The 26,109-nt window shown below is 64.6% G+C and carries 20 protein-coding genes; 15 read left to right on the top strand and 5 right to left on the bottom strand.

All coding sequences use genetic code 11. The annotated features are described in order from the left end of the window. The first annotated feature begins 35 nt into the window (after nt 1-35). A complete protein-coding gene (locus FJ419_RS19650; protein ID WP_095767862.1) occupies nt 36-710 on the top strand; it encodes a hypothetical protein in 675 nt (224 codons plus the stop codon). Nucleotides 711-791: 81 nt separating this feature from the next. Here the strand turns inward: FJ419_RS19650 and FJ419_RS19645 are convergent, their stop codons facing one another. Then, a complete protein-coding gene (locus tag FJ419_RS19645; RefSeq protein ID WP_140696964.1) occupies nt 792-1,247 on the bottom strand; it encodes a nucleoside deaminase in 456 nt (151 codons plus the stop codon). A gap of 181 nt (nt 1,248-1,428) precedes the next feature. Here FJ419_RS19645 and FJ419_RS19640 point away from each other — a divergent pair, with 181 nt between their 5' ends. From FJ419_RS19640 to FJ419_RS19605, 8 genes are all read left to right on the top strand, one after another. Then, entirely contained in the window at nt 1,429-3,390 is a 1,962-nt protein-coding gene (locus FJ419_RS19640) for a pseudouridine synthase (protein ID WP_140696961.1), read from the top strand. After that, a complete protein-coding gene (gene rsmD / locus FJ419_RS19635; protein WP_140696958.1) occupies nt 3,371-3,925 on the top strand; it encodes a 16S rRNA (guanine(966)-N(2))-methyltransferase RsmD in 555 nt (184 codons plus the stop codon). Before FJ419_RS19640 ends, rsmD begins: the two co-directional genes overlap by 20 nt. 84 nt (nt 3,926-4,009) lie before the next feature. Continuing rightward, complete coding sequence (locus FJ419_RS19630) at nt 4,010-5,371, top strand: pitrilysin family protein (RefSeq protein ID WP_246679257.1); 1,362 nt, start codon at nt 4,010-4,012, stop codon at nt 5,369-5,371. Nucleotides 5,372-5,544: 173 nt separating this feature from the next. Further along, a complete protein-coding gene (locus tag FJ419_RS19625) occupies nt 5,545-6,951 on the top strand; it encodes a pitrilysin family protein (RefSeq protein WP_246679256.1) in 1,407 nt (468 codons plus the stop codon). Further along, nucleotides 6,948-7,805 carry a patatin-like phospholipase family protein gene (locus FJ419_RS19620; RefSeq protein ID WP_140696952.1) on the top strand — a complete coding sequence of 286 codons (858 nt, stop codon included), beginning with the start codon at nt 6,948-6,950 and terminating at the stop codon, nt 7,803-7,805. The genes FJ419_RS19625 and FJ419_RS19620 overlap by 4 nt, the downstream gene beginning before the upstream one ends. A gap of 369 nt (nt 7,806-8,174) precedes the next feature. Then, nucleotides 8,175-11,144 carry a hypothetical protein gene (locus tag FJ419_RS19615; RefSeq protein ID WP_281405829.1) on the top strand — a complete coding sequence of 990 codons (2,970 nt, stop codon included), beginning with the start codon at nt 8,175-8,177 and terminating at the stop codon, nt 11,142-11,144. Nucleotides 11,145-11,180: 36 nt separating this feature from the next. Next, nucleotides 11,181-13,193, top strand: a complete 2,013-nt coding sequence (locus FJ419_RS19610; RefSeq protein ID WP_246679255.1) for a type I secretion system permease/ATPase — start codon at nt 11,181-11,183, stop codon at nt 13,191-13,193. A 1-nt stretch (nt 13,194) separates the two neighbouring features. Next, entirely contained in the window at nt 13,195-14,496 is a 1,302-nt protein-coding gene (locus tag FJ419_RS19605) for an HlyD family type I secretion periplasmic adaptor subunit (RefSeq protein ID WP_140696935.1), read from the top strand. A 156-nt stretch (nt 14,497-14,652) separates the two neighbouring features. On the opposite strand, the gene FJ419_RS19600 is transcribed toward FJ419_RS19605, so the two are convergent. Continuing rightward, a complete protein-coding gene (locus FJ419_RS19600) occupies nt 14,653-15,966 on the bottom strand; it encodes an outer membrane beta-barrel protein (RefSeq protein WP_140696932.1) in 1,314 nt (437 codons plus the stop codon). Between FJ419_RS19600 and FJ419_RS19595 the strand changes: the two genes are divergently transcribed. The 6 genes from FJ419_RS19595 (at nt 15,965) to FJ419_RS19570 (ending at nt 22,992) form a co-directional block, all read left to right on the top strand. Next, complete coding sequence (locus FJ419_RS19595) at nt 15,965-16,153, top strand: hypothetical protein (RefSeq protein ID WP_140696929.1); 189 nt, start codon at nt 15,965-15,967, stop codon at nt 16,151-16,153. The genes FJ419_RS19600 and FJ419_RS19595 overlap by 2 nt on opposite strands. A 181-nt stretch (nt 16,154-16,334) precedes the next feature. Continuing rightward, a complete protein-coding gene (locus FJ419_RS19590; RefSeq protein ID WP_140696926.1) occupies nt 16,335-17,378 on the top strand; it encodes a LacI family DNA-binding transcriptional regulator in 1,044 nt (347 codons plus the stop codon). A gap of 75 nt (nt 17,379-17,453) precedes the next feature. After that, complete coding sequence (locus FJ419_RS19585) at nt 17,454-18,701, top strand: sugar ABC transporter substrate-binding protein (RefSeq protein WP_140696923.1); 1,248 nt, start codon at nt 17,454-17,456, stop codon at nt 18,699-18,701. A 530-nt stretch (nt 18,702-19,231) separates the two neighbouring features. Then, entirely contained in the window at nt 19,232-20,152 is a 921-nt protein-coding gene (locus tag FJ419_RS19580; protein ID WP_140696920.1) for a sugar ABC transporter permease, read from the top strand. Continuing rightward, nucleotides 20,152-21,009 (top strand): carbohydrate ABC transporter permease, encoded by an 858-nt coding sequence (locus FJ419_RS19575; protein ID WP_140696917.1) that lies wholly within the window; start codon nt 20,152-20,154, stop codon nt 21,007-21,009. The genes FJ419_RS19580 and FJ419_RS19575 overlap by 1 nt, the downstream gene beginning before the upstream one ends. Before the next feature lie 18 nt (nt 21,010-21,027). Further along, the gene (locus FJ419_RS19570; protein WP_140696914.1) at nt 21,028-22,992 is read left to right on the top strand and encodes a glycoside hydrolase family 127 protein; all 1,965 of its coding nucleotides are present in this window, start codon (nt 21,028-21,030) and stop codon (nt 22,990-22,992) included. 12 nt (nt 22,993-23,004) lie between these two features. Here the strand turns inward: FJ419_RS19570 and FJ419_RS19565 are convergent, their stop codons facing one another. The 3 genes from FJ419_RS19565 to FJ419_RS19555 all read right to left on the bottom strand — a co-directional run bounded on the left by FJ419_RS19565 (nt 23,005) and on the right by FJ419_RS19555 (nt 26,089). Continuing rightward, complete coding sequence (locus FJ419_RS19565) at nt 23,005-23,811, bottom strand: endonuclease/exonuclease/phosphatase family protein (protein ID WP_181170758.1); 807 nt, start codon at nt 23,809-23,811, stop codon at nt 23,005-23,007. Between the two features lie 24 nt (nt 23,812-23,835). Next, nucleotides 23,836-25,296 carry a phospholipase D-like domain-containing protein gene (locus FJ419_RS19560; protein ID WP_140697324.1) on the bottom strand — a complete coding sequence of 487 codons (1,461 nt, stop codon included), beginning with the start codon at nt 25,294-25,296 and terminating at the stop codon, nt 23,836-23,838. 145 nt (nt 25,297-25,441) lie between these two features. Then, entirely contained in the window at nt 25,442-26,089 is a 648-nt protein-coding gene (locus FJ419_RS19555; protein WP_140696911.1) for a class I SAM-dependent methyltransferase, read from the bottom strand. Between the last annotated feature and the right edge of the window lie 20 nt (nt 26,090-26,109).

Genomic DNA, 26,109 nt, shown 5'->3' with positions numbered 1-26,109 from the left:
GCGACCGAAAGGCTGTTAGAGTGGGACTTTTTGGCATGACCGACAGAACGTTTGCGCGCGCCGCGCTGATGGCGCCGCTTGTGGTATCGGCCATCGCAATGTCCGGCTGCGTGAGCTCGCCCACCTACGGGACCGGCAAGACCGCTGCCGCGCAGCTCTTCGATGATGTTTCCGGCGCTGCCGCGATCACGCCGAAGCGTCGCGATCCGATCGACTACAAGCCGCGTCCTGAACTGGTGAAGCCAGCTCCTGGGCAGAAGGAAAGCTTGCCCGCGCCGCAGCAGAGCATCCAGACGGCGAGCGCCGACTGGCCCGAATCGCCGGAGGCGCGCCGCGCCCGCATCCGCGCCGACGCCACCGCGCACCAGAACGATCCGAACTACCAGCCTGAAGCGGCCGAGGATGTCCAGACCGATCCCGAAGCGGTGAAGAAGGCGATGGCGGATTCGGGTTCCAGCCACCCGCCGCGCTGGTCGCCGGATGATTCCAGCGCCACGCGCCGCGCCGAGGTTCAGCGCCGGCTGGCCGAACAGAAGCAGGGCGATCCGACCACTCGCAAATATCTGAGCGAGCCGCCGCTTGCCTATCGCCAGGCGGCCGCCACCGCGCCGCAGAACGAGCTCGGCGAGGACGAGTACAAGAAGGAGCGCCGTCTCAAGGCGCAGGCCGAAGGCAAGAAGGGCGGCTGGTTCGACTGGCTCGGCCTGTGAAATAGTCATTAGTCAGTAGTCAGTAGTCAGTAGTCAGTAGTCAGTGGTGACTGCTTCACTACTCACTAACCACTACTCACTTCACCCACCATCCCGTCTCTCGCGAAAAAAGTCCTTGAGGATGAGGGCGGCGTCGCTCTCGCCCATTCCCGGATAGATGTCCGGGGTGTGGTGGCAGGTGGGCGAAGCGAAGAAGCGCACGCCGTTGATCACCGCGCCGCCTTTCTCGTCGGCGGCGCCGAAATAGAGCCGCCGCAGCCGGGCGAAGGAGATCGCGCCGGCGCACATCGCGCAGGGCTCCAGCGTCACATAGAGATCGTGGCCGGTGAGACGCTCGCTTGCGAGCTTCCGGCAGGCCTCGCGGATCGCCAGCATCTCGGCATGCGCGGTCGGGTCCGCCAACTCGCGCGTGCGGTTGCCGGCTTTCGCGACCACCGTGCCGCCATTGGCGATCACAGCGCCGACCGGCACTTCGCCGCGGCCGCCGGCCGCTTCGGCCTCTTCAAGCGCCAGGGCCATGAAATCCGGTCGTTTCAAGCGGTCTCCATTCCGATTACTCCTCGCCACCCGACAGCGATCCTGTTATCTAGCGCGAGACCTTGAAAACCGGAATCGGTTTTTGCCGCGCTGGCATATGCGCAATAATCAAGATGGCACCGCCTGCGCTGGGCGTCCGAAAGGGCGTGCTGCGCTGTAGCAGGTGAAGACGAGCGAAGTAATGAACGACGACAAGAAATCTTCACGCGGGCCGCGCAAAGGCGGCTCGAAACCGGCGGGCCGGCGAGACGGCAAGCCGGCCTACGGCGCCAAGAAGCCATTCGCCAAGCGCGAGCGGCCCGCGGCTGCCGAAGGCGAGCGCCGCCATGGCGAGCGTAGCTATAAGCCACGCGAAACGGGCGAGGGCGCTGGGCGTGCCGAAAAGCCGTTCAACAAAGGTCCGCGTCCCGACGGCAAGCCATTCGAGAAGCGCGATGGCCGCAAACCTTACACGCCGCGCGGCGACCGGCCGATGGCGGCCGAAGGTGAGCGCCCGGCCCGCGACTTCAAGCGCAGCTACAAGCCGCGTGAAACGGGGGAAGGCGGGGAGCGAGGCGACAGGCCGTTCCGCAAAGGTCCGCCGCGCGACGGCAAGCCCTTCGACAAGCGTGAGAGCCGCAAGCCCTATACGCCGCGGGGCGACCGGCCGGTGGCGGCTGAAGGCGAGCGGGGCGAACGACGTTTCGACCGCCCCAAGCGCGCGTTCGATGACGGTCCCAAACGCGATTTCGCCGACCGGCCGAAGCGCGACTTCAGCGATCGCCCGCCGCGCGACGCCACCGCAAGAAAGCCGGAAGGCGGCTTCAAGCCGCGGCCGCGTCCCCCGGAAGCCGCGCCGGAAAGCGGCGAGCGCATCGCCAAGCGGCTGGCGCGCGCCGGCATCGCCTCGCGCCGCGACGCCGAGGAGCTGATCGCCGCCGGCCGCGTCAAGGTGAACGGCAAGGTGCTGGACTCGCCGGCCTTCAATGTCGGCGCCGACGACGTTATCCATCTCGATGGCACCGAGATTCCGCCGATCGAGCGCACGCGTCTCTTCCTGTTCCACAAGCCGGCGGGCGTCGTCACGACCAACCGCGATCCGGAAGGCCGCAGGACCGTTTTCGACGTGCTGCCGCCCGACCTGCCGCGGCTGATGACGATCGGCCGGCTCGACATCAACACCGAGGGCCTGCTGCTTTTGACCAATGACGGCGGGCTGTCGCGCGTGCTCGAATTGCCCGCGACCGGCTGGCTGCGGCGCTATCGTGCGCGCGTCCACGGCAAGGTCGAGGAGAGCGCGCTCGCCGGCCTGCGCGAAGGCATCGCCGTCGACGGCGTCTTCTACGGCTCGATCGAAGCCTCGCTGGATCGCGAGCAGGGCTCCAATGCGTGGCTGACGCTCGGCCTGCGCGAAGGCAAGAACCGCGAGGTGAAGAACATACTCGGCGCGCTTGGCCTCGACGTGACGCGGCTGATCCGCATCTCCTACGGGCCGTTCCAACTCGAGGACCTGCCGGAGGGCCATGTGCTCGAGATCAAGGGCCGCGTGTTGCGCGAACAGCTTGGCGAGCGGCTGATCGAGGAGTCCGGCGCCAATTTCGATGCCGAAATCCAAAAGCCGTTCTCCAACAAGCCGGTGCGCGGCGGCGGGCCTCGCCGTGAAGAGACCGACCGGCCGAAATTCACGCGCGACGGCGACCATCGACCGATCGGCGAGGGCGGGCTGATCAAGGCGCGCAAGCGCCGCGAAGGCAGCCGCGACGAGGCGCTGAGCAAGCTCTCGACAAAGCCGGACAGGGTATTTGGGCCGGACAGGGCGTTCGGCGAGCGCGGCCCGAAATCCGACCGTGGCGGTTTCGGCGACAAGCCGCGGTTTGGGGGCAAGAAATCCGAGCGCGAGCAGCGGCCGATCGAGCCGCCCGGCCAGCGCAAGGCCAATGTCTGGATGGCGCCGGGCGCCCGGCCGATCGGCAAGGGCAGGGCGGAGGCCGATGCCGCCAAGGCCGCCGAGGCGAAGGCGCGCAAGGCATCCTACAAGCCGGGCGGCAAGGGTAAGCCGGGCGCGAAGCCGTTCGGCAAGCCTCGCGGCGAGCGTCCTGAAGGCGATGGCGGCGACAGGCCGCGCGGTCCGAAGAGGGGCGGCGATGCGGATCGTCGGCGGTGAATTCCGCGGGCGTCCGCTGGCGACGCCGAAAAGCAATGCCATCCGCCCGACCACCGACCGCACCCGCGAGGCGGTGTTCAACGTCCTGGCGCATCGCTACGCGGAAAAGCTCGAGGGCGGCCGCGTGCTCGACCTTTTCGCCGGCACCGGCGCGCTCGGACTTGAGGCGCTGTCGCGCGGCGCCTCCTACTGCGTCTTCATCGAAGAATCGACCGAAGGGCGAGGTCTGATCCGCGAGAACGTCGAGGCCTATGGGCTCACCGGCCGCACCAAGATTTTTCGTCGCGACGCCGCTCATTTGGGCGAAGCCGGCACGATCTCGCCCTTCGGCCTGATCTTCGCCGACCCGCCCTATGGCAAAGGGCTCGGCGAGCGCGCGCTGCGCTCGGCCAAGGCCGGCGGCTGGCTTCTGCCTGGCGCGCTCTGCGTCGTCGAGGAGGCTGCCTCGGCGCCATTCGAGCCGGGCGCCGGTTTTTCCGTGATGGACGAGCGCAATTACGGCGAAACGGTCATCCGCTTCGTCGAGGCCAACTAGCCTCGCCTCGAAAATGCCGAACAAATCACTTTGCCTCACCAGCGAACCTTGCCTATCGTCGCGCAACCGCGACCGGAGAACTTGATGAGACAAACAGGGATTGGGCTGCGCGCAGCGCTTCTGGCGGGCGCGCTGGCGCTTGCCGCGGCTGCTCCGGCCCGCGCGGCCGATGACGGCGAGGTCAAGGATTTCCTGCTCGACAACGGCATGGAAGTGGTCATCATCCCGGACCATCGCGCCCCGATCGTCACCCACATGGTCTGGTACAAGATCGGCAGCGCCGACGAGCCGCCCGGCAAATCCGGCATCGCGCATTTCTTCGAGCACCTGATGTTCAAGGCCACGACAAATCACGCCGCCGGCGAGTTCGACCGCGCCGTGTCCGAGATCGGCGGCTCCAACAACGCCTTCACCTCTTACGACTACACCGCCTTCCACGAGACGGTGCCGCCTTCGGCGCTCGAGCAGATGATGGGCTTCGAGGCCGATCGCATGCGTAACCTCATCCTGACCGACGATGTCATCAAGACCGAGCGCGACGTGATCCTGGAGGAGCGCCGCTCGCGCATCGACGGCAACCCGCAGGCGGTGCTCGACGAGGAGGTCGACGCGACGCTCTGGCAGAACCAGCCTTACCGCATTCCGGTGATCGGCTGGATGCAGGAGATGGAGCAGTTGAACCGTCCGGACGCGAAAGCCTTCTACGACGCCTATTATCGGCCGAACAACGCCGTGCTGGTGGTGGTGGGCGACGTCGATCCCAACGCGGTGAAGGCGATGGCCGAAAGGACCTACGGCAAGGTCGCCCGCGGCCCGGACCTGCGGCCGCGCATCCGTCCCGTCGAGCCGGAGCAGAATACGAAGCGCACAGTGACGCTGACCGACGCGCGCGTCTCGGTGCCGAGTTTTTCGACGCAATGGGTGGTGCCGTCCTATCACACGGCCAAGCCCGGCGAAGCCGAGGCGCTCGACCTGCTTGCCGAGATCCTCGGCGGCGACAACCGCAGCAGGTTGTACCAGCAGCTCGTCGTCAAGCAGGGTATCGCTTCCGAGGCCGGCGCCTACTTCCAGGGCACCATGCTCGACGCCACCAATTTCACCGTCTATGGTGCCCCGCGCGGCGACGCCAAGCTTGTCGATATCGAGACGGCGGTCGATGCCGAGATCGCCCGCATCGTCAAGGACGGCGTGAGCGACGATGAGCTGGAGCGGGCCAAGACCCGCTATGTGCGCTCCATGATTTTTGCGCGCGACAAGCAGGACGACATGGCCAACATGTACGGCTCGACGCTTGCCACGGGCGGCAATGTCAAGGACGTCCAGGAATGGCCCGACCGCATCCGCAAGGTAACCGCCGATGAAGTCAAGGCAGTCGCCGCCCGCTATCTGGTGCTCGATCGCTCAACCAGTGGCTATCTCTTGCCGCAGCAGCAGGCGGGGAATTGATGATGAGCATGGTTCTTGGCCGCACGAGCACCTTTCCTTCTCCCCGCCAGGCTTCCCCTTCTCCCCTCGTGGGGTCCGAAGGACGGGGCGAGACCCGTGGCTCGACCCCGGGCGGTGGCCGAGCGAAGCTCGGTCAGATGAGGGGTGTTCCAGCTTGGCAAGGACGGCGATCCTTGCAACACCCCTCATCCGTCTCGGCGCTGCGCGCCGATCCACCTTCTCCCGCAAGGGGAGAAGGTGGGCGCGTCTATCGCGCCGTCGCCATCCTTTGCTTCGCCCTGTTCTTCCTGCTTTTGCCGGCGCTTGCCGCGCGCGCCGAAATGAACATCCAGGAGGTGAAGTCGAAGAAGGGCGTCACCGCCTGGCTGGTGGAAGACCATTCGATCCCGCTGGTTGCGATCCGTTTCGTCTTTGACGGCGGCACGGCGCAGGATCCGGCCGGTAAGGAAGGCCTGGTCAACCTGATGACCGGCCTGTTCGACGAGGGCGCCGGCGACCTCGACAGCGAGGGCTTCCAGGTGAAGCTCGACGATGCCGGCGCCGAGATGAGTTTTCAGGCCGCCCGCGATGGCATCTATGGTTCGATGCGCATGTTGTCCGACCAGAAGGACGAGGCTTTCGGCCTGCTGAAGCTGGCGGTGAACCGCCCGCGCTTCGACCAGGCGCCGATCGACCGCATCCGCGCCCAGATACTGTCCGGCATCCTCGCCAATGAGCGGGACCCCAATACGATCGGCCAACAGCGTTGGCTGCGCGCGATCTATGGCCAGCATCCCTATGCGCGGCCAGACGAGGGCAACAAAGACAGCCTCGCCACCATCACTGCCGACGACCTCAGGGCCTTTCACAAAGCAAATTTCGCCCGCGGCGGCCTGCATGTGGCGGTGGTGGGCGATATCGACGCCGCCACGTTGAGCGGCAGGCTCGACGAGGTGTTCGGCGACCTGCCGGACAAGCAGGCGCTGGCGCCGATTGTCGACGTCACGCCCAAGCTCGGGCAGCAGCTCGAAGTGAATTACGACTTGCCGCAGACCTCCCTGCAGCTTGCCTGGCCGGGCGTGAAGCGAAGCGATCCCGATTTCTACGCCGCCGCGCTGATGAACGAGATACTCGGCGGCTCGACATTCACCTCGCGTCTCTACGAAGAGGTGCGCGAGAAGCGCGGCCTTGCCTATAGCGTCAGCTCCGATCTCGTCGATCACGAGCATTCCAACGCGCTGCTGGTGACGACGGCGACGCGTTCCGACCGCGCGGCCCAAACGCTTGCGATCGTGCGGCAGGTGGTGAGGGACATGGCCGACAACGGCCCCTCGGAGGAGGAGCTCGCGGCGACCAAGAAATACATGGTCGGCGCCTATGCCATCAGCAATCTGGATTCGTCCAGCTCCATCGCCGCGACGCTGGTGGAGCTGCAGATCGATGATCTCGGCATCGATTATATCAAGCGGCGCGCGGCTCTCATCAACGCGGTGACGCTGGCCGACGTCAAGGCGGCGGCGAAGAAGCTCCTGTCGTCCGACCCGGCGGTGATGGTCATTGGGCCGCCGCTGGTTCAGGTGGCGGGAGGCCGCAAGGGATGAGCCCGACCTTCGGGGTGGCCTTCGGCGGCGGCGGCGCGCGCGGTCTTGCGCATATCCATATCATCGAGGCTCTCGACGAGCTTGGCATCAAGCCGGCGGCGATTGCCGGCTCGTCGATCGGCGCCATCATGGGCGCCGGCATGGCCGCGGGCATGACTGGAGCGCAAATCCACGACTATTCCCGTTCGATCCTCGGCAGCCGCGCTGAAATGGCGGCGCGCATGTGGCGGTCGCGGCCGGGCACGATCGCCGAAGCCATGCAGGGCGGCATCCGCGTCGGCCAGTTCAACATCGAGCGCATCCTGAAGGCGTTCCTGCCTCAGCATATCCCCACCACTTTCGAGGAGCTGAAAATTCCGCTCAAGGTGACGGCGACCGACTATTTCGGCCACAAGCTCGCCGTGTTCGCCGAGGGTGAATTGCATTCGGCGCTCGCGGCCTCGGCCGCCATTCCGGCGGTGTTCCGCCCTGTCGTGCGCAATGATTGCCTGCTGATCGACGGCGGCATCTACAATCCCGTCCCCTTCGATCTCCTCGAAAAGGATGCCGATATCGTCATCGCAATCGACGTGGTCGGTGCGCCGAGCGACGCCGAGCGCAAGCATCCGACCACGGTAGACCTGATGTATGGCGCCTCGCAGTTGATGATGCAGTCGATCATCGCCAACAAGCTGCAGCAGTCCAGCCCCGACATACTGATCCGCCCAAAAGTCTCGAAATACCGCGTGCTCGATTTTCTCAAGATCGAGGCGCTGATGGCCGAGACGGCGGAGATCAAGGATGAGCTGAAGCGCGCCGTGGAGAAGGCCGTGGAAGCGCATGGCGGCAGGCAGGGCAACAAGAAGGTGGTCTGAGAGCCCCCTCCAGCCGCATCGCTTCAGTTGCCATGGCTGCGACCGAGGTCTGACACCGAAGTCTGAAATGGTCGCTGCAAAGGTCCCTTATAAAGTAAGACCTAAGGATAGAATGAAGTATTCTTTATGCCGAATAACCGAATTCGCGCCTTGGTTTGAGTTTTGTCATTAACTCTTCATCGAATTGCCCGTTGACGCACGCTGCGGTAGAGTTAATAATACCCTAATATAGTAGCGTGAACAGTCTCGATACCGGCAACAACGAGATACTGCGCTACTGGGGTAGGGGAAACGCAGCGCGGCATCCGTAGCCGCTTTTAGCCGTCACCATCGAGCCGCCACCCGCCATGAGACACCATGTTGTATTTGGTGCGCTCGGGCCGGGGACGGGCAGGTGCGGCGCGCCGGGTGCTAAGCGGATCCTCCTCTCCGCACGGAATTTGGACGCCGATCTTGGCGTCGTTGCATGGGGTAGTTAGCCGCCGTGGCGGCCAAAAAGGCGCGCGAGCGTCTGTGGAGGAAATGACAATGAGTGACATTGGCGATGGTGTGCTTCTCGAGGCCACGTCGATTGGTTCCGGCACAGGTAACTACGATTCCTTCTTCCGCTTGCAGGCGACAGGTGTCGAGCAAGGCTTCAACACCGATCAGAATGGCAAAGTCCTCGACGACAAGGCCTCGTTCACACACAGCCTGCAATGGGGCAATCTGCAGCCGATCACCGTCAATGGCGTCGAATATATCGAGTTCCGGCTGGACCTTAACGAAAACGTCAATGCCAACATCACGCTGACCGATCTCAGGGTCTATATTTCCAACCACGACGCGACCATCACAGACTATGATGCCGGCTTCTCCGGCTTCGTCTCGGTCTTCGACATGCCCGGCACGCAGCTGCTGACGGACTCCAATAGCGGTTCCGGCACGGACGACTACCGCGTGCTTGTCCCGGTAAGCTCCTTCCTCAGTGCCGGCGCGACGTCCAGCTCCTACGTCACGCTCTACTCAAGCTTCTCAGGTTCGGATGGCGGCTTCGAGGAGTGGCGCACCACGACAGTCCCAAGCGTTTCGACCCAGCCCGGAATCGCCATCGACAAGCAGACGGTCGACGGCGCGGTCTCCGGAGATGGCCTGAACGTCCTTGCAGGCGATTCGATCTCCTGGAAGTATACGGTGACCAATACCGGCAACGTTGCGTTGTCGAACGTCGTCGTGACCGACGACCACAACGTCGTCGTCTCACCGGTGCTTAGCGGCGGCTTCAATGTCGGCGACACCAACCATGATAACAAGCTCGACACGACCGAGACCTGGATTTTCACCGGCTCCGGGACGGCGATCTCCGGGAATTATTCTAATATCGGTACTGTGACGGCTTCAACCGGTACGGGCACCGTAACCGATTTCGATCCTTCGAATTACTTCGGCGCCGATCCTAAGATCACCATCGACAAGGTGACGGTGGACGACACGGCGTCGGGCGATGGCCTGAACATCCTGTCGGGAGAGGCCATCTCCTGGAAGTACACGGTCACCAACACCGGCAACGTGGCGCTGTCCGGTGTGGCGGTGAGCGACAGCGATGCCGGCGTTACCCCGGTCGCGGTGCTTGCCGATGCCACTCACAACATCGGCGATACCGATCTGGACGGCATGTTCGATATCGGCGAGTCCTGGGTCTTCACGGCCAGCGGAACCTCGCAAGCCGGCGCCTACGAGAACACCGGCACGGCCACGAGTTCTTATCAGGACGATGCCGGTCACAGCGTGCCGGTTACCGCCCATGACGATTCCGGCTACTTCGGCGCCGATCCTGAGATCACCATCGACAAGGTGACGGTGGATGGCGGCAGTGAGGGCGACGGCCACACCATCCTGGCCAACGAGGCCATCTCGTGGAAGTACACAGTTACCAACACCGGCAACGTGGCGCTGTCCGGTGCGGCGGTGAGCGACAGCGATGCCGGCGTTACCCCGGTCGCGGTGCTTGCCGACGCCACCCACAACATCGGCGATACCGATCTGGACGGCGTGTTCGGTATCGGCGAGTCCTGGGTCTTCACGGCCAGCGGCACCTCGCAAGCCGGTGCCTACGAGAACACCGGCACGGCCACGAGTTCCTATCAGGACGATGCCGGTCACAGCGTGCCGGTTACCGCCCATGACGATTCCAGCTATTTCGGCGCCGATCCGCACATCACGCTCGACAAGAAGACGAACGGCGTCGACCACGGCCTCGACATCTTCCAAGGTCAGGCGGTGACCTGGACGTACGATGTGACCAATGACGGCAATGTCGCGCTCACCAACGTGGTTGTGAAGGATGACAATGGTACTCCGCTCAATCCTAGCGACGACTTCAATGCGACGGCGATCACCAGCAGCGGGTTCAACACCGGCGACGGCAATTTGAACGGCGTCTTCGACATCGGCGAAACCTGGCACTACCAGGCCACGGGCACGGCGCAGGTGGGTAGCTATGTCAACAACGCGACGGCCACGACCGACGCATATACAGACACCGCCGAACATTCGCGCACGCCGAGCGCCACGGATAGCAGCGACTATGAGGGCTTCTCCAACAAGGCGCTGACGCAAGGGTTCTGGGGCAGCCACACGGATGTTTGGGACAACGTCGGCGGCAACGAAGGTAATCCATCCAAGAGCGCATACGCTTCGGGCGTGTTGTCCAGCCTCGATGTGAATCCGAGTAAGGACGACCTGACCACAGCGAAGATCGACGAGAGCAAATATCTTCTGCTTGGCGACACCAACTCCGACGGCATAGCCAACGACACGCACGATCTGTGGATCTCAATCTCGCTGGCGAAGTCGATCGAATCCGCCTCGGCTGGCGGTGACGCGCGGCTAATCATGCTGCAGCAGGCGATTGCAACCCAGCTCAACATCAACAACGGCGTCGCTCAGCCCGATAATCTGATCGACGAAGCGGTGATGTGGCTCAAGAGCCAAGGCGCCTGGTCTACGGCTGGCGCTAACCTTGACGCCAACAATGACGGCTTCATCGACACCAACGGCGCCGGCACAGCGTTACTGGGCAACGCGCTCAAGACTAACACCAATGCTTGGACCAAATATGTCGACGTGACTGATCCTGCCGGCATCACCGACTGGAACGGGGGCAAGGAAGCCGACGGCGAAGGCTTGAAGAATGCTCTGATGTGGTTCAACCAGGGCCAGTTGGTGACCTCCGGCCCCGGCCCCGGCGGTCATGTTGCCTGGTTCAACGGCACCAGCATCGTCGACGACCACCCAAATACGCTCGATCAGTTCTGGGTGACGCTGCACGAGGTTGTGGGGCTGACGGGCATCAGCTGAGCGGTGTGATCTAATCGGGCCTAGTGAAAAACCGCCATGGCAACAACTGGCATGCTCGGCACAGGGCAGGCGAGGACGAGGCTGGCAGGCCTCGTCCTTCTCATCCTTGGCGTGGCGATTGTTGCCTGCGGATCGCTCTCGGGGGGCACGGTGCTGGGCGCAACAGCGGTCGCCGCCTTCGCCGGTCTGGTTCTGTTTCGCGCGCGCTCTGACGACGTCAGTGGGCGCGCGACAGTCGCAAACATCGGCGCCAGCGCTCGCCCGGCAGCAAAACCCGCCAGGCGCCCTCAGCGCTCGGAACTTGCCGATGCGCTTCGCGCCTGCCGTTCCGCCTTCCTCGCGGTAGGACTGTTCAGCGGCGTGCTCAACGTTCTGATGCTCGCCGGCTCGCTCTATATGCTCGAGGTCTATGATCGCGTGCTGCCGAGCCGCAGCCTGCCGACGCTGGTTGGCCTCTCCATCCTGCTCCTCATTCTCTATAGCGGGCAGGGTGTTCTCGAATTCGTGCGCGGCCGCGTGCTCGTCCGCATCGGCGGGGCGCTTGACGAAGCGCTCGGCGGCCGAGTCTATCAATCAATCCTGCGTCTGCCCCTCAGGACGGGCCGCGACAGCGACAGCCTGCAGCCGATGCGCGACCTCGACAGCGTCCGCGTATTCCTGTCGGGCAGCGGGCCGACGGCGCTTTTCGACCTGCCATGGCTGCCGCTCTATCTGTTTATCATCTTCATGTTCCACTGGCTGCTCGGCGTGACGGCGCTGCTCGGCGCGATCGTGCTGGTCGTGCTCACGATCATGGCCGAACGGCTGACGCGAAAGCCGGTGTCGTCAGGAACGTCGAGCGGCATCCGCCGCAACGGCCTGGTCAGCGCCGCCAATCGCAACGCAGAGGTCGTCGCAGCCATGGGCATGGCCGGCGGTCTTACCGCCCGGTGGGAAGATGCCAACCTCGATTACATCGCCGAGCAGCGCAAGGTGAGCGATGTGGCAGGCGGCTTCGGCGCGATATCGAAGGTCCTGCGCATGCTGCTGCAGTCGTCCATGCTCGGTCTCGGCGCCTGGCTGGTCATCGAGGGGCAGGCGACGGCGGGCATCATCATCACCGCCTCCATCCTCAGCGGCCGCGCGCTGGCTCCGGTCGATCTTGCGATCGCCAACTGGAAGGGCTTTGTCACCGCGCGCCAGGGCTGGCAGCGGCTGAACAGGGTGCTGGCGGCGCTGCCGGCTGAAACCGAGCCGATGTTGCTGCCGCCGCCGAGCGCGAATGTCGGCATGCAAAACGTCTCGGTCGGCGCCCCGGGCACGCAGAGACTGCTGGTCCACGACGCAAGCTTCGCTCTGGAGGCGGGCCACGGCGTTGGCATCATCGGACCGAGCGGGTCGGGAAAGTCCACGCTGGTGCGCGCGCTTGTCGGCGCCTGGCAACCGGTCGCCGGCCGCATCAAGCTGGATGGCGCCGACCTCGATCAATGGTCTCTGGCGGAGCGCGGCCGCCATATCGGATACCTGCCGCAAGATGTCGAGCTCTTCGCCGGCACCGTGGCCGAAAACATCGCGCGCTTCGAGCCGGACGCGGACGCCGGCGCCATCATCGCCGCGGCGAAGGCGGCGGGCGCGCACGAGCTGATCGTCGGTTTCCGCGAAGGCTACGAGACCGAGATCGGGGAGCATGGCGAGGCGGTCTCGGCCGGTCAGCGCCAGCGCATCGCGCTCGCGCGCGCGCTCTATCGCGATCCTTTCCTCGTGGTCCTGGACGAGCCGAATTCCAATCTCGACATGGATGGCGAGCAGGCCCTGATCAAGGCCATGTTGGGCGTCCGCGAACGGGGCGGGGTTGTCGTGATCGTCGCGCACCGGCCGAATGTGCTGGCGGCCGTCGATTTCGTGCTGGCGATGAACCAGGGACGCGTCCATGCTTTCGGCCCGAAAGACGAGGTGTTCGCCAAGATGTTCCCGACATTGCGGCCGGTGCCGGCCGGCGCCCCGCAATTGAGAGTGGCTTCCGACGGTCCCCATCGGGCCGTTGCCGACGGAACCGAGACAGGGCGCTGACATGGCTACATCAGGCGCCTCGCATTTATCCATCCGCTTCTACACGCGGCTTGGCGTCGGCGTGGTGATCCTGCTTGCGGGCGGCGTCGGTGGCTGGGCATCGGTCACCGAGATCGCCGGCGCGGTCATCGCCCCCGGCACCCTTGTCGTCGATTCCCACGTCAAGGACGTGCAGCATTCCACCGGCGGCATCGTTGCGGAGATCGACGCCCGGGACGGCGACCACGTGAAAGCGGGAGATCTTCTGGTCCGTCTCGACCGCACCGTGCCGGCAGCCAACCTTGGCGTGGTGAGCAGGGCGCTCGACCAGCTCGCCGCGCGCAAGGCGCGGCTCGATTCGGAGCGCCGCGGCAGCGACGCCATCATCTTTCCGAACGAGCTTTTGGACCGGATTGCCGATCCTGACGTCGCCGAGGCTGTGGCCGGCGAGAAGCAGCATTTCGAGACACGGCGCACATCCCGCGCCGGTCAGAAGAGCCAGCTTGGCGAACGCATCGCGCAACTCGAGAAGGAGATCGCCGGCGACACGGCGCAGGCTGAGGCCAAGAGCAAGGAGATAGAGCTGGTGCAGAAGGAGCTCGCCTCGGTGCGTACGCTCTGGGCTAAGAAGCTCATCTCCATCGACCGGCTGACCCAGACCGAGCGAGAGGCCACGCGCCTCGACGGCGAGCGCGGCCAGCTGATTGCGGCCCAGGCTCAGGCGCAAGGTCGGATCGCCGAGATCAAGCTGCAGATCATCCAGATCGATCTCGACCTCAGCACCGAAGTGAACAAGGACCTGCGCGACGTCGAGGGACAGATGGGCGAGCTTCTGGAACGCAAGGTCGCCGCCGAGGACCAGTTGAAGCGGGTCGACATCCGCGCGCCGCAGGACGGCGTCGTGCAGCAGTCGATCGCCTATACGATCGGCGGCGTGGTGAAGCCGGGCGAGACGATTATGCAGGTCGTGCCCGACAATGACAGCCTTGCGGTGGAAGCCAAGATCGCGCCGAGCGACATCGACCAGCTATGGGTCGGCCAGCCCGCTTCGCTGCGCTTCTCGGCCTTCAACCAGCGCACCACGCCGCAGATCGACGGCGTCGTCGAGCGGACTTCGCCCGACATCACCACCGACCAGCGCACGGGCGTCAGCTATTACACGGTCCGCATCACCACGACCGCCGCGGAGATCGCGCGGCTCGGCGAGGTCAAGCTGGTTCCCGGCATGCCGGTGGAATCCTTCATCAGGACAGAGGACCGCTCGGTGATGTCTTATCTGGTCAAGCCGCTGCAGGATCAGATCAGCCGGGCGTTTAGACAGTAGACGCCACGTCTGCGCCACTTGCTGCGGGATCGGCAGTCGAACTCCGCAGCTTGGTCGCCCAAGCGCCTTCGGCCGAAAATCTGCGCAGGATTAATCCGCGCAAAAAGAAAAGCCCGCCAATCGGCGGGCTCTTTCGCTTTGGCTGGAGGCCTTGGCTTAGTTGAACTTGTACTTGGCGTCGATCCGCACGGTGTGGAAGGACGGCGTCGCCATCGCGAGACCGCTCGGGATCGGGAATGCATCCGAGAAGTCTTCCTTCTCGAATTGCGAGTAACGGTATTCGATGCCGACGGTCATCTTGTCCGACAGGGCAGTTTCCAGGCCCGCGCCGACCGAGAAGCCGCTGGAGCCCCAATCGACGTCGAGCGGTGCCGGAGCATCGAGCTTGAAGTGCTGCCAGCTATAGCCTGCGAGGGCATAAGCCAGCGTCGCCTCGTTGACCTTCATGCCGATGCGGCCGAGCACGTCGAAACCATAATCGGTATTGAGGCTGATCGAGTCGACACCGCCCAGGATGCCACCCAGGTCAAGCTTCGACTTGATGCCGGAGAGACGCGCGTCGACCAGGCCGCCGACCACCCAGCTGCCCATGTCCTGGTCGTAGCCGATGCTGGCTTCGCCGAACACGCCTTCGCCGCCGAGGCCATTGAACTTGGCGCCGGCGAGCGGCGGAATCTCGATCTGGTGCACAACCGCGCCGGCACCGAGCCCACCGCCGACATAGAAGCCGGTCCAGTTGTAGGAAGGCGTCTCGAAGCTGGCGCCGCCGCCGTCATTGGCGTTGAAGCGATAGCTGGCGGCGACCTCGAACGTATGGCGCGAGGTGTCGAGGTTGAGCGTGCCGTCAGGCACCGGCAGGCCTGCATCCGAGAGCAGGCTGTCGTTTGTGCTGAAGCGGGTGTAGCGATACTCGCCCTTCAGCGTCCAGTTGCTGCTGATAGCCGTTTCAACACCGGCGCCGACAAAGTAGCCGCCCTGGTCCCAATCGAAACCGAAGCCGGCATTGGTGTCGAGCTTGTACTTCTGCCAAGCATAGCCGCCCAGGACATAGCCCAGCGTGGTCGGCGTCAACAGGTAGCCGGCGCGAACGCCAACATCAAAGCCGTAAGTTTCCTTGATATCGGCATTGAGGCCGCCGGCATCGAGCGAAGTCTTGATCGTGCCGACATGCGCGTCGATCAGGCCACCGAGCAGGAAGCGCTGCGAGACCATGTAATCATAGCCGGCAGTCACCTGGCCGTAGACGCCTTCGCCACCGATGCCGTTCAGCGAAAGGCCCGGCACAAAATCGCTGCTGAGCTTGTGAACATTGGCGCCGGCGCCGACGCCGAAGCCGACATAGACGCCGCTCCAGTTGAAGCCCGGAGCCGCCTGCTCCTGGACCACGTCGGCGGCATGCGCGGCCGACATCAAAGCGACGACCGAAACAGCGCCCAACAAAACGGATTTCGCGGAAATACGAAGAAGCATGATTCAGAACCCCAAGTTAAAACCCGACGAGGTTCTAGCAGGGGTTGTGAGAATTTGTGGTGGCAAAAATACCACACGCATGGGCAAACTGCCGTTACGACAGGTACAAGCAGGCGATGCTCCCAAAATGGCCAGCCCGACCAAGGCGATCATTTCAACACGGGCGATGCCGGCGGCGCTCATCTGATCTCGGATGGTTTTGCCGGCGTCTATCGGCGCCATCCCCCTTGCCAACCTCCGCACCTTCCCCTAATCTCCTTTGAGAAAACCTTTTCCCAACCCGCTCCGCGCCCGCTGACCTCACCCGTCATCACCGCGCAGGGCGATAAGAGAAAACCTTTTCCCAACCAAGGGAATTCGCCGCGCCCATGCCTTCCGACGCCGAGCCAGCGCCAGTTTCCGCCAAGCCGCCGGTCACGCTGCGCGAGGTCGCCGCTGCGTCCGGCGTCAGCGTCGCCACGGCGTCCAAGGCGCTGAACGGGCAGGGGCGGATGACGGCGGAAACGCGCGAGCGCATCCGCGAGACGGCGCGGATGCTAGGCTTCCGGCCGAACAGCCTGGCGCAGAGTCTCTTGCGAAAACGCTCCTTCACCGTCGGGCTGCTCACCAACGATACCTATGGCCGCTTCTCGCTGCCGCTGATGGCCGGCGTTTCGGATGCGCTGGTCGACAAGGGCGTGTCGGTGTTCCTGTGCAATGTCGAGGACGACCAGCGGCTCGGCCAGCTGCATGTCGAGGCCATGCTCGACAAGCGCGTCGACGGCATCGTCGCCACCGGAAAACGCATCGACCGCCATCTGCCGGTCGATCTCTCCAACCTGCGCATTCCGGTCGTCTACGCCTTCACCCAGCCGGATCCCGGCGCGGTCGGCCTCGTCTCCGACGATGCCGGCGGCGCGCGGCTGGCGGTCGAGCAGTTTTTACGGCTCGGGCGCCGCCGCATCGCCCATGTCAGCGGCCCGGCGAGCTTCGCCGTGGTGCACACGCGGGCCGAGGCTTATCGCGACGTCCTGAGGGAGAACGGCTTGGCCACAGCCGAGCCGCTGCTCGGCGCATGGTCGGAAGCCTGGGGCCGCGATGCCGTGGCAAGTCTGTTCGGCAAGGCGGGTAGCTGGCCGGACGCCGTCTTCTGCGGCAACGACCAGATCGCGCGCGGCGTCATCGATGCGCTGCGCGAGCGCGGCATTAGCGTGCCCGAGGATGTCGGCGTCATCGGCTTCGACAATTGGGAGATCGTGGCCGAGGCGACGCGCCCGCCGCTGACTTCCATCGACATGAACCTGGCAAGCCTCGGCCGCGAGGCCGGGCTAGCCCTGCTTTCGCTCGTCGACGGCCAGCCGGCCGCGCCGGGCATCAGGAAACTGCCGTGCCGGCTGGTGGTGCGTCAGTCATGCGGCAGTCCGCCGCAATGAAGCAACAAGGCTACGCGCCCGGTTCCGCCGGGCGGCGTGGCCAAAACAGGGAGGAGAACCATGAGGAGGAGTAAGATGAAGACCATGTTTGCCAAGCTGGCTTTAGTCGCGGCCGTCATCGGCGGCGGCCTGCAGGCAGCGTCCGCCGAGACCGCCAACATCTGGGTGCGCGCCGACGGCTCGAACTTCATGCCGCGCATCGTCGACGCCTTCAACAAGGCCAACAAGAACCAGATCAAGCTCGACATCATTCCCAACGCCGAGATCATCCCGAAATATGGCGCGGCCGCCGCCGGCGGCACCGCGCCCGACGCGCTCTCGCTCGACCTGATCTACACGCCGTCCTTCGCCGCCGCCGGCCAGTTGGAGGACATCACCGACTGGGCGAAATCCTTGCCCTATTTCGCCAGCCTGTCGCCGGCGCATGTGAAGACCGGCACCTACAAGGACCGCATCTACGGCCTGCCGTTCTCGGCCGACGCCTCGGTGCTGATCTGGAACAAGAAGCTGTTCAAGCAGGCGGGGCTCGATCCCGAGAAGGGACCGACCAACTGGGCCGAGATCGAAGCTGATGCCGAGAAGGTCAACGCGCTCGGCGGCGACATCAAGGGCTTCTACTTCTCCGGCAATTGCGGCGGCTGCAACATCTTCACCTTCACGCCGCTGATCTGGGCCTCGGGCGGCGACATCCTGTCCGAGGACGGCTCGAAGGCGACGCTGGACAGCCCGCAGCTGCGCGGCGCGATCGACCTCTATCGCTCGATGGTCAAGAAGGGGCTGGTGCCCGAGGGCGCGCAGACCGACACCGGCGCCAACTTCTTCGCCGCCTTCGCCGGCGGCAAGATCGGCATCTCGCCGTCCGGCGCCTTCGCCATCGGCGCGCTCAACACGCAATACCCGGACGTCGACTACGGCATCACCTTCCTGCCGGGCAAGGATGGCGGCTGGTCGTCCTTCGCCGGCGGCGACAATTTCGTCGTCACCAAGGGCACCAAGAAGATCGCCGTGGTGAAGGAGTTCCTGGACTTCGCCTATTCGCTCGAGGGCCAGACCATCCTTGCCAAATATGGCAGCTTGCCGGTGCGCAACGACATCGCCAAGGACGCGCTGAAGGATCTCGACCCCCGCTACCAGGTGGCGGCCGAGGCGATGGCCAAGGGCAAGACGCCCTATTCGGTGGTGTTCAACGACCTGATCAACTCCGCCAACGGTCCGTGGACGCAGATGATCAACGAGGTGTTCTTCGGCGACGATGTCGATGGCGCCATCAAGAACGCGCAGGAGACGATGCAGTCGATCATCGACCAGGCGCCGAACAAGTAGACACCAGGGCCATCCGGCGGCGAGGATAGCGCAACGCCTCGCCGCCAAGGCTCTGACCGGCCGCCCGCCCCGTCTCCCTGGCCGGGCGGCCGGGGACTGTATCGCTGAATGGTAGGGAACTGACGCGTTGAGAAAGCACACTCACCAATTTGCGGCGCAGCAAGGTTCGCTCCCCCTCCCCTTGTGGGAGAAGGGGGAGCGGCGCGCAGCGCCGATACGGATGACGGGTGTTCCAGGGAACGCCGACGTCTCACTCCGCTGGAACACCCCTCATCCGGCCGGCCGGGACTGTATCGCCGAATGGCAGGAACTGACGCGTTGAGAAAGCTCATTCACCAGCATCGCCAATTTGCGGCGCGGCGAGGTTCGCTCCCCCTTCTCCCCTTGTGGGAGAAGGTGGATCGGCGCGCAGCGCCGAGACGGATGAGGGGTGTTCCAGGGAACGCCGACGTCTCACTCCGCTGGAACACCCCTCATCCGGCCGCTTTGCGGCCACCTTCCCCCACAAGGGGGGAAGGGGGAGCCCGGCCATGACCGCCATCACCGCAACCTCCGCGCCCGCCCGCTCGCGCATCGCCGTCAGCCGCCGGCAATGGGTGGGCCTGCTCTATGTCCTGCCGGCCGTCGCCCTGGTCACCGTCTTCTTCGTCATCCCGCTCGGCATGACCGCCTGGATGTCGCTGCACAATTGGCCGCTGATGGGCGAGCACGCCTTCATCGGCCTCGATAATTATTTCGCGATCCTGCGCGACACGCGCTTCTGGAATGCGCTGAAATTCACCTTCTACTACACGGTGATCGTCACCATCGCGATCTTCGCCGTCGCCTTTCCGCTGGCGATCTTCATCGAAAAACCGCGTCCGCTGACCAACCTCTACCGCACCGCTTTCTTCATGCCGGCGGTGGTCGGCTTCGCGTCGGCGAGCCTGCTCTGGTCCTGGCTGCTCAACGTCGATTCCGGCCTGTTCAGCCCGGCCGCTTACGACCTCGGCCTGACCGCGAAGAAGGTCAATCTGCTCGCCACCTTCCAGCCGGCCTTCTGGTCGATCATCGCCATGGTGGTCTGGAAAGTCGCCGGCTTCACCATGATCATCCTGATGACCGGGCTGCAGTCGATCCCGCAGGATCTGCAGGAGGCGGCCGTCATCGACGGGGCAGGGCCGTTCGCAAGGTTCCGGGCCATCACCTTGCCGCTGATGCGCCGCACGCTGGCGCTGGCGCTGATCCTGTCGGTGGCGGGCTCGATCCTCGCCTTCGACCAGTTCTACATCATCCTGCGCGGCGGCCCGCGCAACCAGACGCTGACGGCGGTCTACTGGATCTTCAACCAGTCCTTCGTCTCGTTCAAGCTCGGCTACGGCGCGGCGCTCTCGATGGTGCTCTTGGTCATCCTGGTGGCGCTCAGCCTCATCCAGCTCTGGCTGCTGCGCAAGCCGGAGGGGCTCGACTGATGGCCGAGGCGATGTCGCAAAACCGCAAAGTCGGCTTCAGCCTCGCCAGGCATTCCACCGGCATCATCGCATCGGTGTTGTTCCTGGCGCCGATCATCTGGACCGTGCTGTCGACCTTCAAGCCGGCGCATGAGGCGCGCCAGCCGCCGCTGCCGCCCTGGCCGACCACCGGCTTCTCGATCGAGAATTACGAGACGCTGAACTCCTTCGGCGACGGGCTCTGGGTCTCGGCGCAGAACAGCATCTATGTCTCGGTTATGACGGTGCTGCTCTCGGTGCTGGTCAGCGTGCTTGCCGGCTACGGTTTCTCGCGCTTCCGGTTTCCGTTCAGGGATTTCTTCTTCGTCCTCATCCTGTCGACGATCATGATCCCGTTCCAGTCGATCCTGACGCCGATCTTCCTGGTGTTGACGAAGCTTGGCCTGCACAACACGCTGACTGGCCTGGTCTGCGTCTACGTCACCTTGCAGCTGCCCTTCTCGATCTTCATGATGCGCAACGCCTTCGACGCCGTGCCGCGCGAGATCGAGGAGGCCGCGCGCATGGACGGCGCCAACAATGTCACCATGCTCATCAAGGTGATGCTGCCGCTGGTCTGGCCCGGCGTTGTCACCATCGCGCTGTTCGCCTTCCTCGGCGCCTGGAACGAGTTCCTGGCAGCGCTCGTGCTGATGACCGACCAGTCCAAATTCACCCTGCCGGTGATGATGACCGCCCTTCAGTCCGGCCGCTTCGGCGCCATCGACTGGGGCGCCGTGCAGGCCGGCGTCACGGTGATGATGGTGCCTTGCCTGATCCTGTTCCTGGCGCTGCAGCGCTTCTACATCCGCGGCCTGATGGCCGGGGCCGTCAAGTAATTCGAATGGAGTGAAATCATGACCGCAACGCAGCCCGCCGCGCCGACCGGCACCTCCGCCAAGCCGAAGCTCGCTTTCCGGCCGCTTCCCGTGCCGCAGGTCGATGTCCGCGGCTTCTGGGGCGACCGTGTCGACGCGGTGGCAGCCAAGACCGCCGGCATCCTCTACGAGCGCTGTGTCGAGGCGCGCATGCTGGAGCAGATCGATCCGGACGTGCCGTCGCCGGGCGTCGTCATCCCCTTCCATGTCAGCGACGGTTTTACCGCGCGCACCGTGACGACGCAGATGTTCTGGGATTCCGATTGGGGCAAGACCATCGAGACCGCGGCCTATTCGCTCTACCGCCGCCGCAACCCCGATCTGGAAAAGAAGATCGATGCCGTCATCGACATGTACGGCAAGCTGCAGCAGGAGGACGGCTATCTCTCCAGCTGGTACCAGCGCATCCAGCCCGGGCTGCGCTGGACGAACCTGCGCGACTGCCACGAGCTTTACTGCGCCGGGCATCTAATCGAGGGCGCCGTCGCCTACTTTCAGGCGACCGGCAAACGCAAGCTGCTCGACATCATGAGCCGCTATGCCGACCACATCGCCGACACTTTCGGGCCCGAGCCCGGCAAGCGGAAAGGCTATTGCGGCCATGAGGAGATCGAGCTGGCGCTGGTCAGGCTCGCGCGCGCGACAGGCAACGACAAATATATGAAGTTGGCTAAGTACTTTATCGACCAGCGCGGCCAGCAGCCGCATTATTTCGACGAGGAGGCGCTGGCGCGCGGCGCCGATCCCAAGGATTTCCACTTCAAGACCTATGAATACAACCAGTCGCACAAGCCGGTGCGCGAGCAGGACAAGGTCGTCGGCCATGCGGTGAGGGCGATGTATCTCTATTCCGGCATGGCCGACATCGCGACCGAATATGGCGACGATACGCTCAAGATCGCGCTCGAGCGGCTCTGGGACGATCTCACGACGAAGAGCCTTTACGTCACCGGCGGCCTCGGGCCGTCGGCCGACAATGAAGGCTTCACCAACGACTACGACCTGCCCAACGAGACCGCCTATGCCGAGACCTGCGCCTCGGTCGGCCTGGTGTTCTGGGCAAGCCGCATGCTCGGCATGGGCCCGAACGCCCGCTACGCCGACATGATGGAACGGGCTTTGTACAACGGCTCGATCTCCGGCCTGTCGCTCGACGGCTCGCTGTTCTTCTACGAGAACCCGCTGGAGAGCCGCGGCGGCCACCATCGCTGGAAATGGCACCGCTGCCCGTGCTGCCCGCCCAATATCGGCCGCATGGTGGCGTCGATCGGCAGCTATTTCTACGGCCTCGCCGACGATGCGCTGGCCGTGCACCTCTACGGCGATTCGAGCGCCCGCTTCGAGATCGCCGGCCAGCAGGTCAGCCTTGTCCAGGCCAGCAACTATCCGTGGGATGGCGCGATTGCGATCGCGGTCGAGACCGAGCCGCCGGTTGCGTTCACGCTTCACCTGCGCATACCTGCCTGGTGCCGCAAGGCGGCGCTTAGGGTCAACGGCAAGCTCGTCGATCTCGAAGCGGCGACGGTCGACGGCTATGCTGCGATCCGCCGCGAATGGCGCCAGGGCGACAAGGTCGAGCTCGACCTCGAAATGTCGATGGCGCGCCTGTTCGCCAATCCGCAGGTGCGCCAGGACATCGGCCGCGTGGCGCTTGCGCGCGGCCCGCTGATCTATTGCGTCGAGGAAACCGACAATGGCGGCGGGCTGCATCGCATAGCGCTATCGCGCACGGCCAGGATCGAGGCGCATAAGGAGCCGAACCTGCTCGGCGGCGTCGTCACCCTTTCCGCCATCGGCAGCAGGGCCGAGACGGAAAACTGCGGCGCCGACCTCTATCGCTCTGAATCGCCGGTGACGCAGGAAACGAACCTCAAGGCCGTTCCCTATTTCGCCTGGGACAATCGCGATCCCGGCGAGATGCTGGTCTGGCTGCGGGAAGGCTGAACGCGGCCTCTCTCAAAGATGCACGAAGGCCGTCAGCGGCAGGTGGTCGGAGGCGACCCGCGACAGCGGCGTGTCATGCGCCTCGACGCCTGAAACCAGGTCGTGCCGGTTGCCCATGATGCGGTCGAGCGCCAGCACCGGCAGGCCGGACGGGAAAGTCGGCACCGCCGGCGTCGGGCCGAAGGTCGTGTGCAGCGTGTTCAGCGCCGAGCGGTTGCCGAGCCGCCATTCGTTGAGGTCGCCCAGAAGCAGCGTCGGCCTCTCGTCGGCGCTGCTCATGATGTCGAGCACGACGCGGGCCTGTTCCGAACGCGAGCGGCGCAGCAGGCCGAGATGGGCGGCAATGACGCGCAGCGACCGTTTCTCGTCGAGATCGATCTCGGCGACCAGCGCGCCGCGCGGCTCCAGTCCCGGCAGTTTGAGCTGGTGGACGTCGCGCACGGTGCCGCGCTTGAACAACAGCACATTGCCGCGCCAGCCATGCCCTTTGCCGTTGCCGCTGACCGGCACTGGCACCAGCCCCGTTTCCAGCTCCAGACGGGCTAGGTCGAGCAGCCCGGCCCTGTCGCCGAAGCGGTTGTCGGCCTCCTGCAGCGCGATCACGTCGGGGCTCATTTCGCGGATGACGCGCGCCGTCCGTTCAGGGTCGAATCTGCGGTCGGTGCCGATGCATTTGTGGACGTTGTAGGAGGCGACGACGATTTCCGTGTCGTTGACGCGCTTGCGCGGCGTCGCCTTCGCCTTGCGCGCGCTTCTGCTGCGGATCGAGAGCAGCACGGTCTCGGGCAGGCTGCGTCCTTTGATGTCGTCTATCTCCATGATCCCGATGCTCGATTTCCTGCTCTAAAGATAGGGCGATCCCAGCCACAGCAAACGGTCGAAGACGCGGATCGCGAACGGCCTTGCCCTCAGCGTCTGCAGCGTCACCGGCTGGGCGGTAGAGATGGCGGCGGCGATGCGGGCGTCGATCTCGGCGGCGAAGTTTTCATCCAGCACTTCCATGTCGATCTCGAAATTCAACCTCAGCGAGCGGGCGTCCAGATTGGAGGAGCCGACATAGGCCCACACGCCGTCGATCGCCATCAGCTTCGAATGGTCGAACGCGCCTTCATGGCGCCAGACGCGGCAGTAATGCTTCAAAACCTGGTCGAACTGCGCCGTCATCGCATGATCGACGAGAAAGAGGTTGTTCACCGCCGGCACGACGATGTCGATTTCGACGCCGCGCCGGCCGGCCGTGGTCAGCGCGCTGATGAACTCCCGGTCCGGCAGGAAATAGGGCGACATGATGCGGATCGATTTGCGGGCGACCGAGAACGCCCCCATCAACAGCTTGAGATTGGTTTCGTTGGACGCGTCCGGCCCAGTCGCGACCGCGCGCACCAGCATCGGCTGCCCTGGCGGCGGCACGGCACGCTCGACCTGCCAGGGTCCGTCCTTCAAGGCCTCGTTGCCGGCGAAGCGCCAGTCCTCGGCGGCGACCGAGAACAGGTCGGCCACCACCGGCCCAGTAACCTCGAAATGCGTGTCGCGCGAACTGTCGGAACCGGCGAATTCGGCCGAGAATCCCTTGCGGATGTTCATGCCTCCCGTGAACGCCACCGTGCCGTCGATGATGAGTATCTTCCTGTGGGTCCTGAGATTGGCATAGGGAAGTCTCAGGCCCATGACGATGTTGCCGTTGAAGAGATCGACCGTGACATCGGCCTCCCTGAGCTGCTTCAGGATGCTGGGTACGGAATAGCGCACGCCGACGGCGTCGATCAGCACGCGCACGGTGACGCCGCGCTTGACGGCGTTGCCGAGCGACTGGACGAAAAGCGCCCCGACCGCGTCATTGTCGAAAATATAGGTTTCCAGAAGCACGCTTCGTTGCGCCGCGTCGATCGCCCGGCACATCGCCGTATAGGCCTCGTCGCCGGTCTTGAGCACCGCGATCGTGTTTCCCGAGGTGAGCGGGCGCCGCGCCACCCTGTCGCCAAGCGTCTTCAGCCCGGTGAAACGCTGGCCGAACTCGGCGTTGATCAAGGCTTCCAGCGCGACGTCGCGGTCATGCCTGGCGGCAGCGGCCTCGGGCGAGACCGGCCGCATGGCGCTGATCGTCGCGCGGCGGATGCGGTTGATGCCGGCAATGGCGTAGATGATCGCGCCGAGGAAAGGCGACAGAAGCATCACGCCCACCCAGCCGGTGGCCGCGCGCACGTCCTCCTTGGTCATGATGGCATGCACGATGCCCACCGCCGCCATCGCCAGCGACAGGATCAGGATAAGCGTCGACCAGTGACTCGCAATCGCCTCGAACATCGGCCCGACTATTGTGCGAGCCGCCGCGGAAGGCAATGCGGGCGGGTTATTCCCGGGCTCATTCAGCCTGGCGGCAAGAACCGCGCTCATCCGCTCGGCCGGTTCCGTGACCGCGATCGAGCGATACGTCGGCAAGGCCGCCGGCCTAAAGCTTCCTGAAGAAGCCTGACAGAATGTTCGGACCTGCTTCTCCTGGCCGCAGCCTGATCCCGTCCTCGAAGCAGTTCAGCGTCACACACTCGAAGCCGTTGGCCGCGAGGAGCGCCACCAGCGAGTCGCGATCGAAGTGATGCAGGTGCTCATTGGGCAGACGCATGCGCCATTTGGCGAACCACGCGTCGCCGTCGGCGCCGAGCTCGCGCCAGCGGCAATAGGGGACGGCGACAGCCAGGTGGCGGGCCGGAAGGCGGGAAAGGAAGCCGAGATCAGGGATGTGCTCCAGCACGTCGAACATAGCGACGAGGTCCCAGGCGCCGGCGAGCGCCTCATCCCAATCGACGAAGCGGACACCCTTGGGCAGTGGGAATTCAGCGATATCGCAGCCGGCGCAATCGGCGACGCCGGTTATCTTCGCGGCTTCGATGAACGTGCCCGTGCCATATCCGATTTCCAGCACGGAACGAGGTATCTCGCCGGTGATGCCGAGCACCCAGCCAAGCCGCTGATAGCCGAGCTTGATGGTCCGGTCGCTCAGGTCCTCGTAATAGGAGATGTATTTCTTGTCGTATATGATTGGTGTGAAGTCGATCTGGTGGATCACGCCGAACCTGTCCACCTCATAATTGTCCAACATTGTCCGCGCGGTCTCCGGAT

Origin of the sequence: Mesorhizobium sp. B2-6-2 (assembly GCF_006440615.1) — a bacterium.
Classification (GTDB): domain Bacteria; phylum Pseudomonadota; class Alphaproteobacteria; order Rhizobiales; family Rhizobiaceae; genus Mesorhizobium.
This window is presented reverse-complemented; position numbering and strand designations above follow the sequence as displayed.

Bases quoted from the DNA above. Each gene is read 5' to 3' on its own strand.
- FJ419_RS19640 (WP_140696961.1), top strand. From the start codon at position 1,429: ATGAACGACGACAAGAAATCTTCACGCGGGCCGCGCAAAGGCGGCTCG.
- FJ419_RS19595 (WP_140696929.1), top strand. From the start codon at position 15,965: ATGATTCAGAACCCCAAGTTAAAACCCGACGAGGTTCTAGCAGGGGTT.
- FJ419_RS19570 (WP_140696914.1), top strand. From the start codon at position 21,028: ATGACCGCAACGCAGCCCGCCGCGCCGACCGGCACCTCCGCCAAGCCG.
- FJ419_RS19620 (WP_140696952.1), top strand. From the start codon at position 6,948: ATGAGCCCGACCTTCGGGGTGGCCTTCGGCGGCGGCGGCGCGCGCGGT.
- FJ419_RS19565 (WP_181170758.1), bottom strand. From the start codon at position 23,811: ATGGAGATAGACGACATCAAAGGACGCAGCCTGCCCGAGACCGTGCTG.
- FJ419_RS19575 (WP_140696917.1), top strand. From the start codon at position 20,152: ATGGCCGAGGCGATGTCGCAAAACCGCAAAGTCGGCTTCAGCCTCGCC.
- FJ419_RS19580 (WP_140696920.1), top strand. From the start codon at position 19,232: ATGACCGCCATCACCGCAACCTCCGCGCCCGCCCGCTCGCGCATCGCC.
- FJ419_RS19630 (WP_246679257.1), top strand. From the start codon at position 4,010: ATGAGACAAACAGGGATTGGGCTGCGCGCAGCGCTTCTGGCGGGCGCG.
- FJ419_RS19590 (WP_140696926.1), top strand. From the start codon at position 16,335: ATGCCTTCCGACGCCGAGCCAGCGCCAGTTTCCGCCAAGCCGCCGGTC.
- FJ419_RS19555 (WP_140696911.1), bottom strand. From the start codon at position 26,089: ATGTTGGACAATTATGAGGTGGACAGGTTCGGCGTGATCCACCAGATC.
- FJ419_RS19650 (WP_095767862.1), top strand. From the start codon at position 36: ATGACCGACAGAACGTTTGCGCGCGCCGCGCTGATGGCGCCGCTTGTG.
- FJ419_RS19610 (WP_246679255.1), top strand. From the start codon at position 11,181: ATGGCAACAACTGGCATGCTCGGCACAGGGCAGGCGAGGACGAGGCTG.
- FJ419_RS19600 (WP_140696932.1), bottom strand. From the start codon at position 15,966: ATGCTTCTTCGTATTTCCGCGAAATCCGTTTTGTTGGGCGCTGTTTCG.
- FJ419_RS19560 (WP_140697324.1), bottom strand. From the start codon at position 25,296: ATGTTCGAGGCGATTGCGAGTCACTGGTCGACGCTTATCCTGATCCTG.
- rsmD (WP_140696958.1), top strand. From the start codon at position 3,371: ATGCGGATCGTCGGCGGTGAATTCCGCGGGCGTCCGCTGGCGACGCCG.
- FJ419_RS19585 (WP_140696923.1), top strand. From the start codon at position 17,454: ATGAAGACCATGTTTGCCAAGCTGGCTTTAGTCGCGGCCGTCATCGGC.
- FJ419_RS19605 (WP_140696935.1), top strand. From the start codon at position 13,195: ATGGCTACATCAGGCGCCTCGCATTTATCCATCCGCTTCTACACGCGG.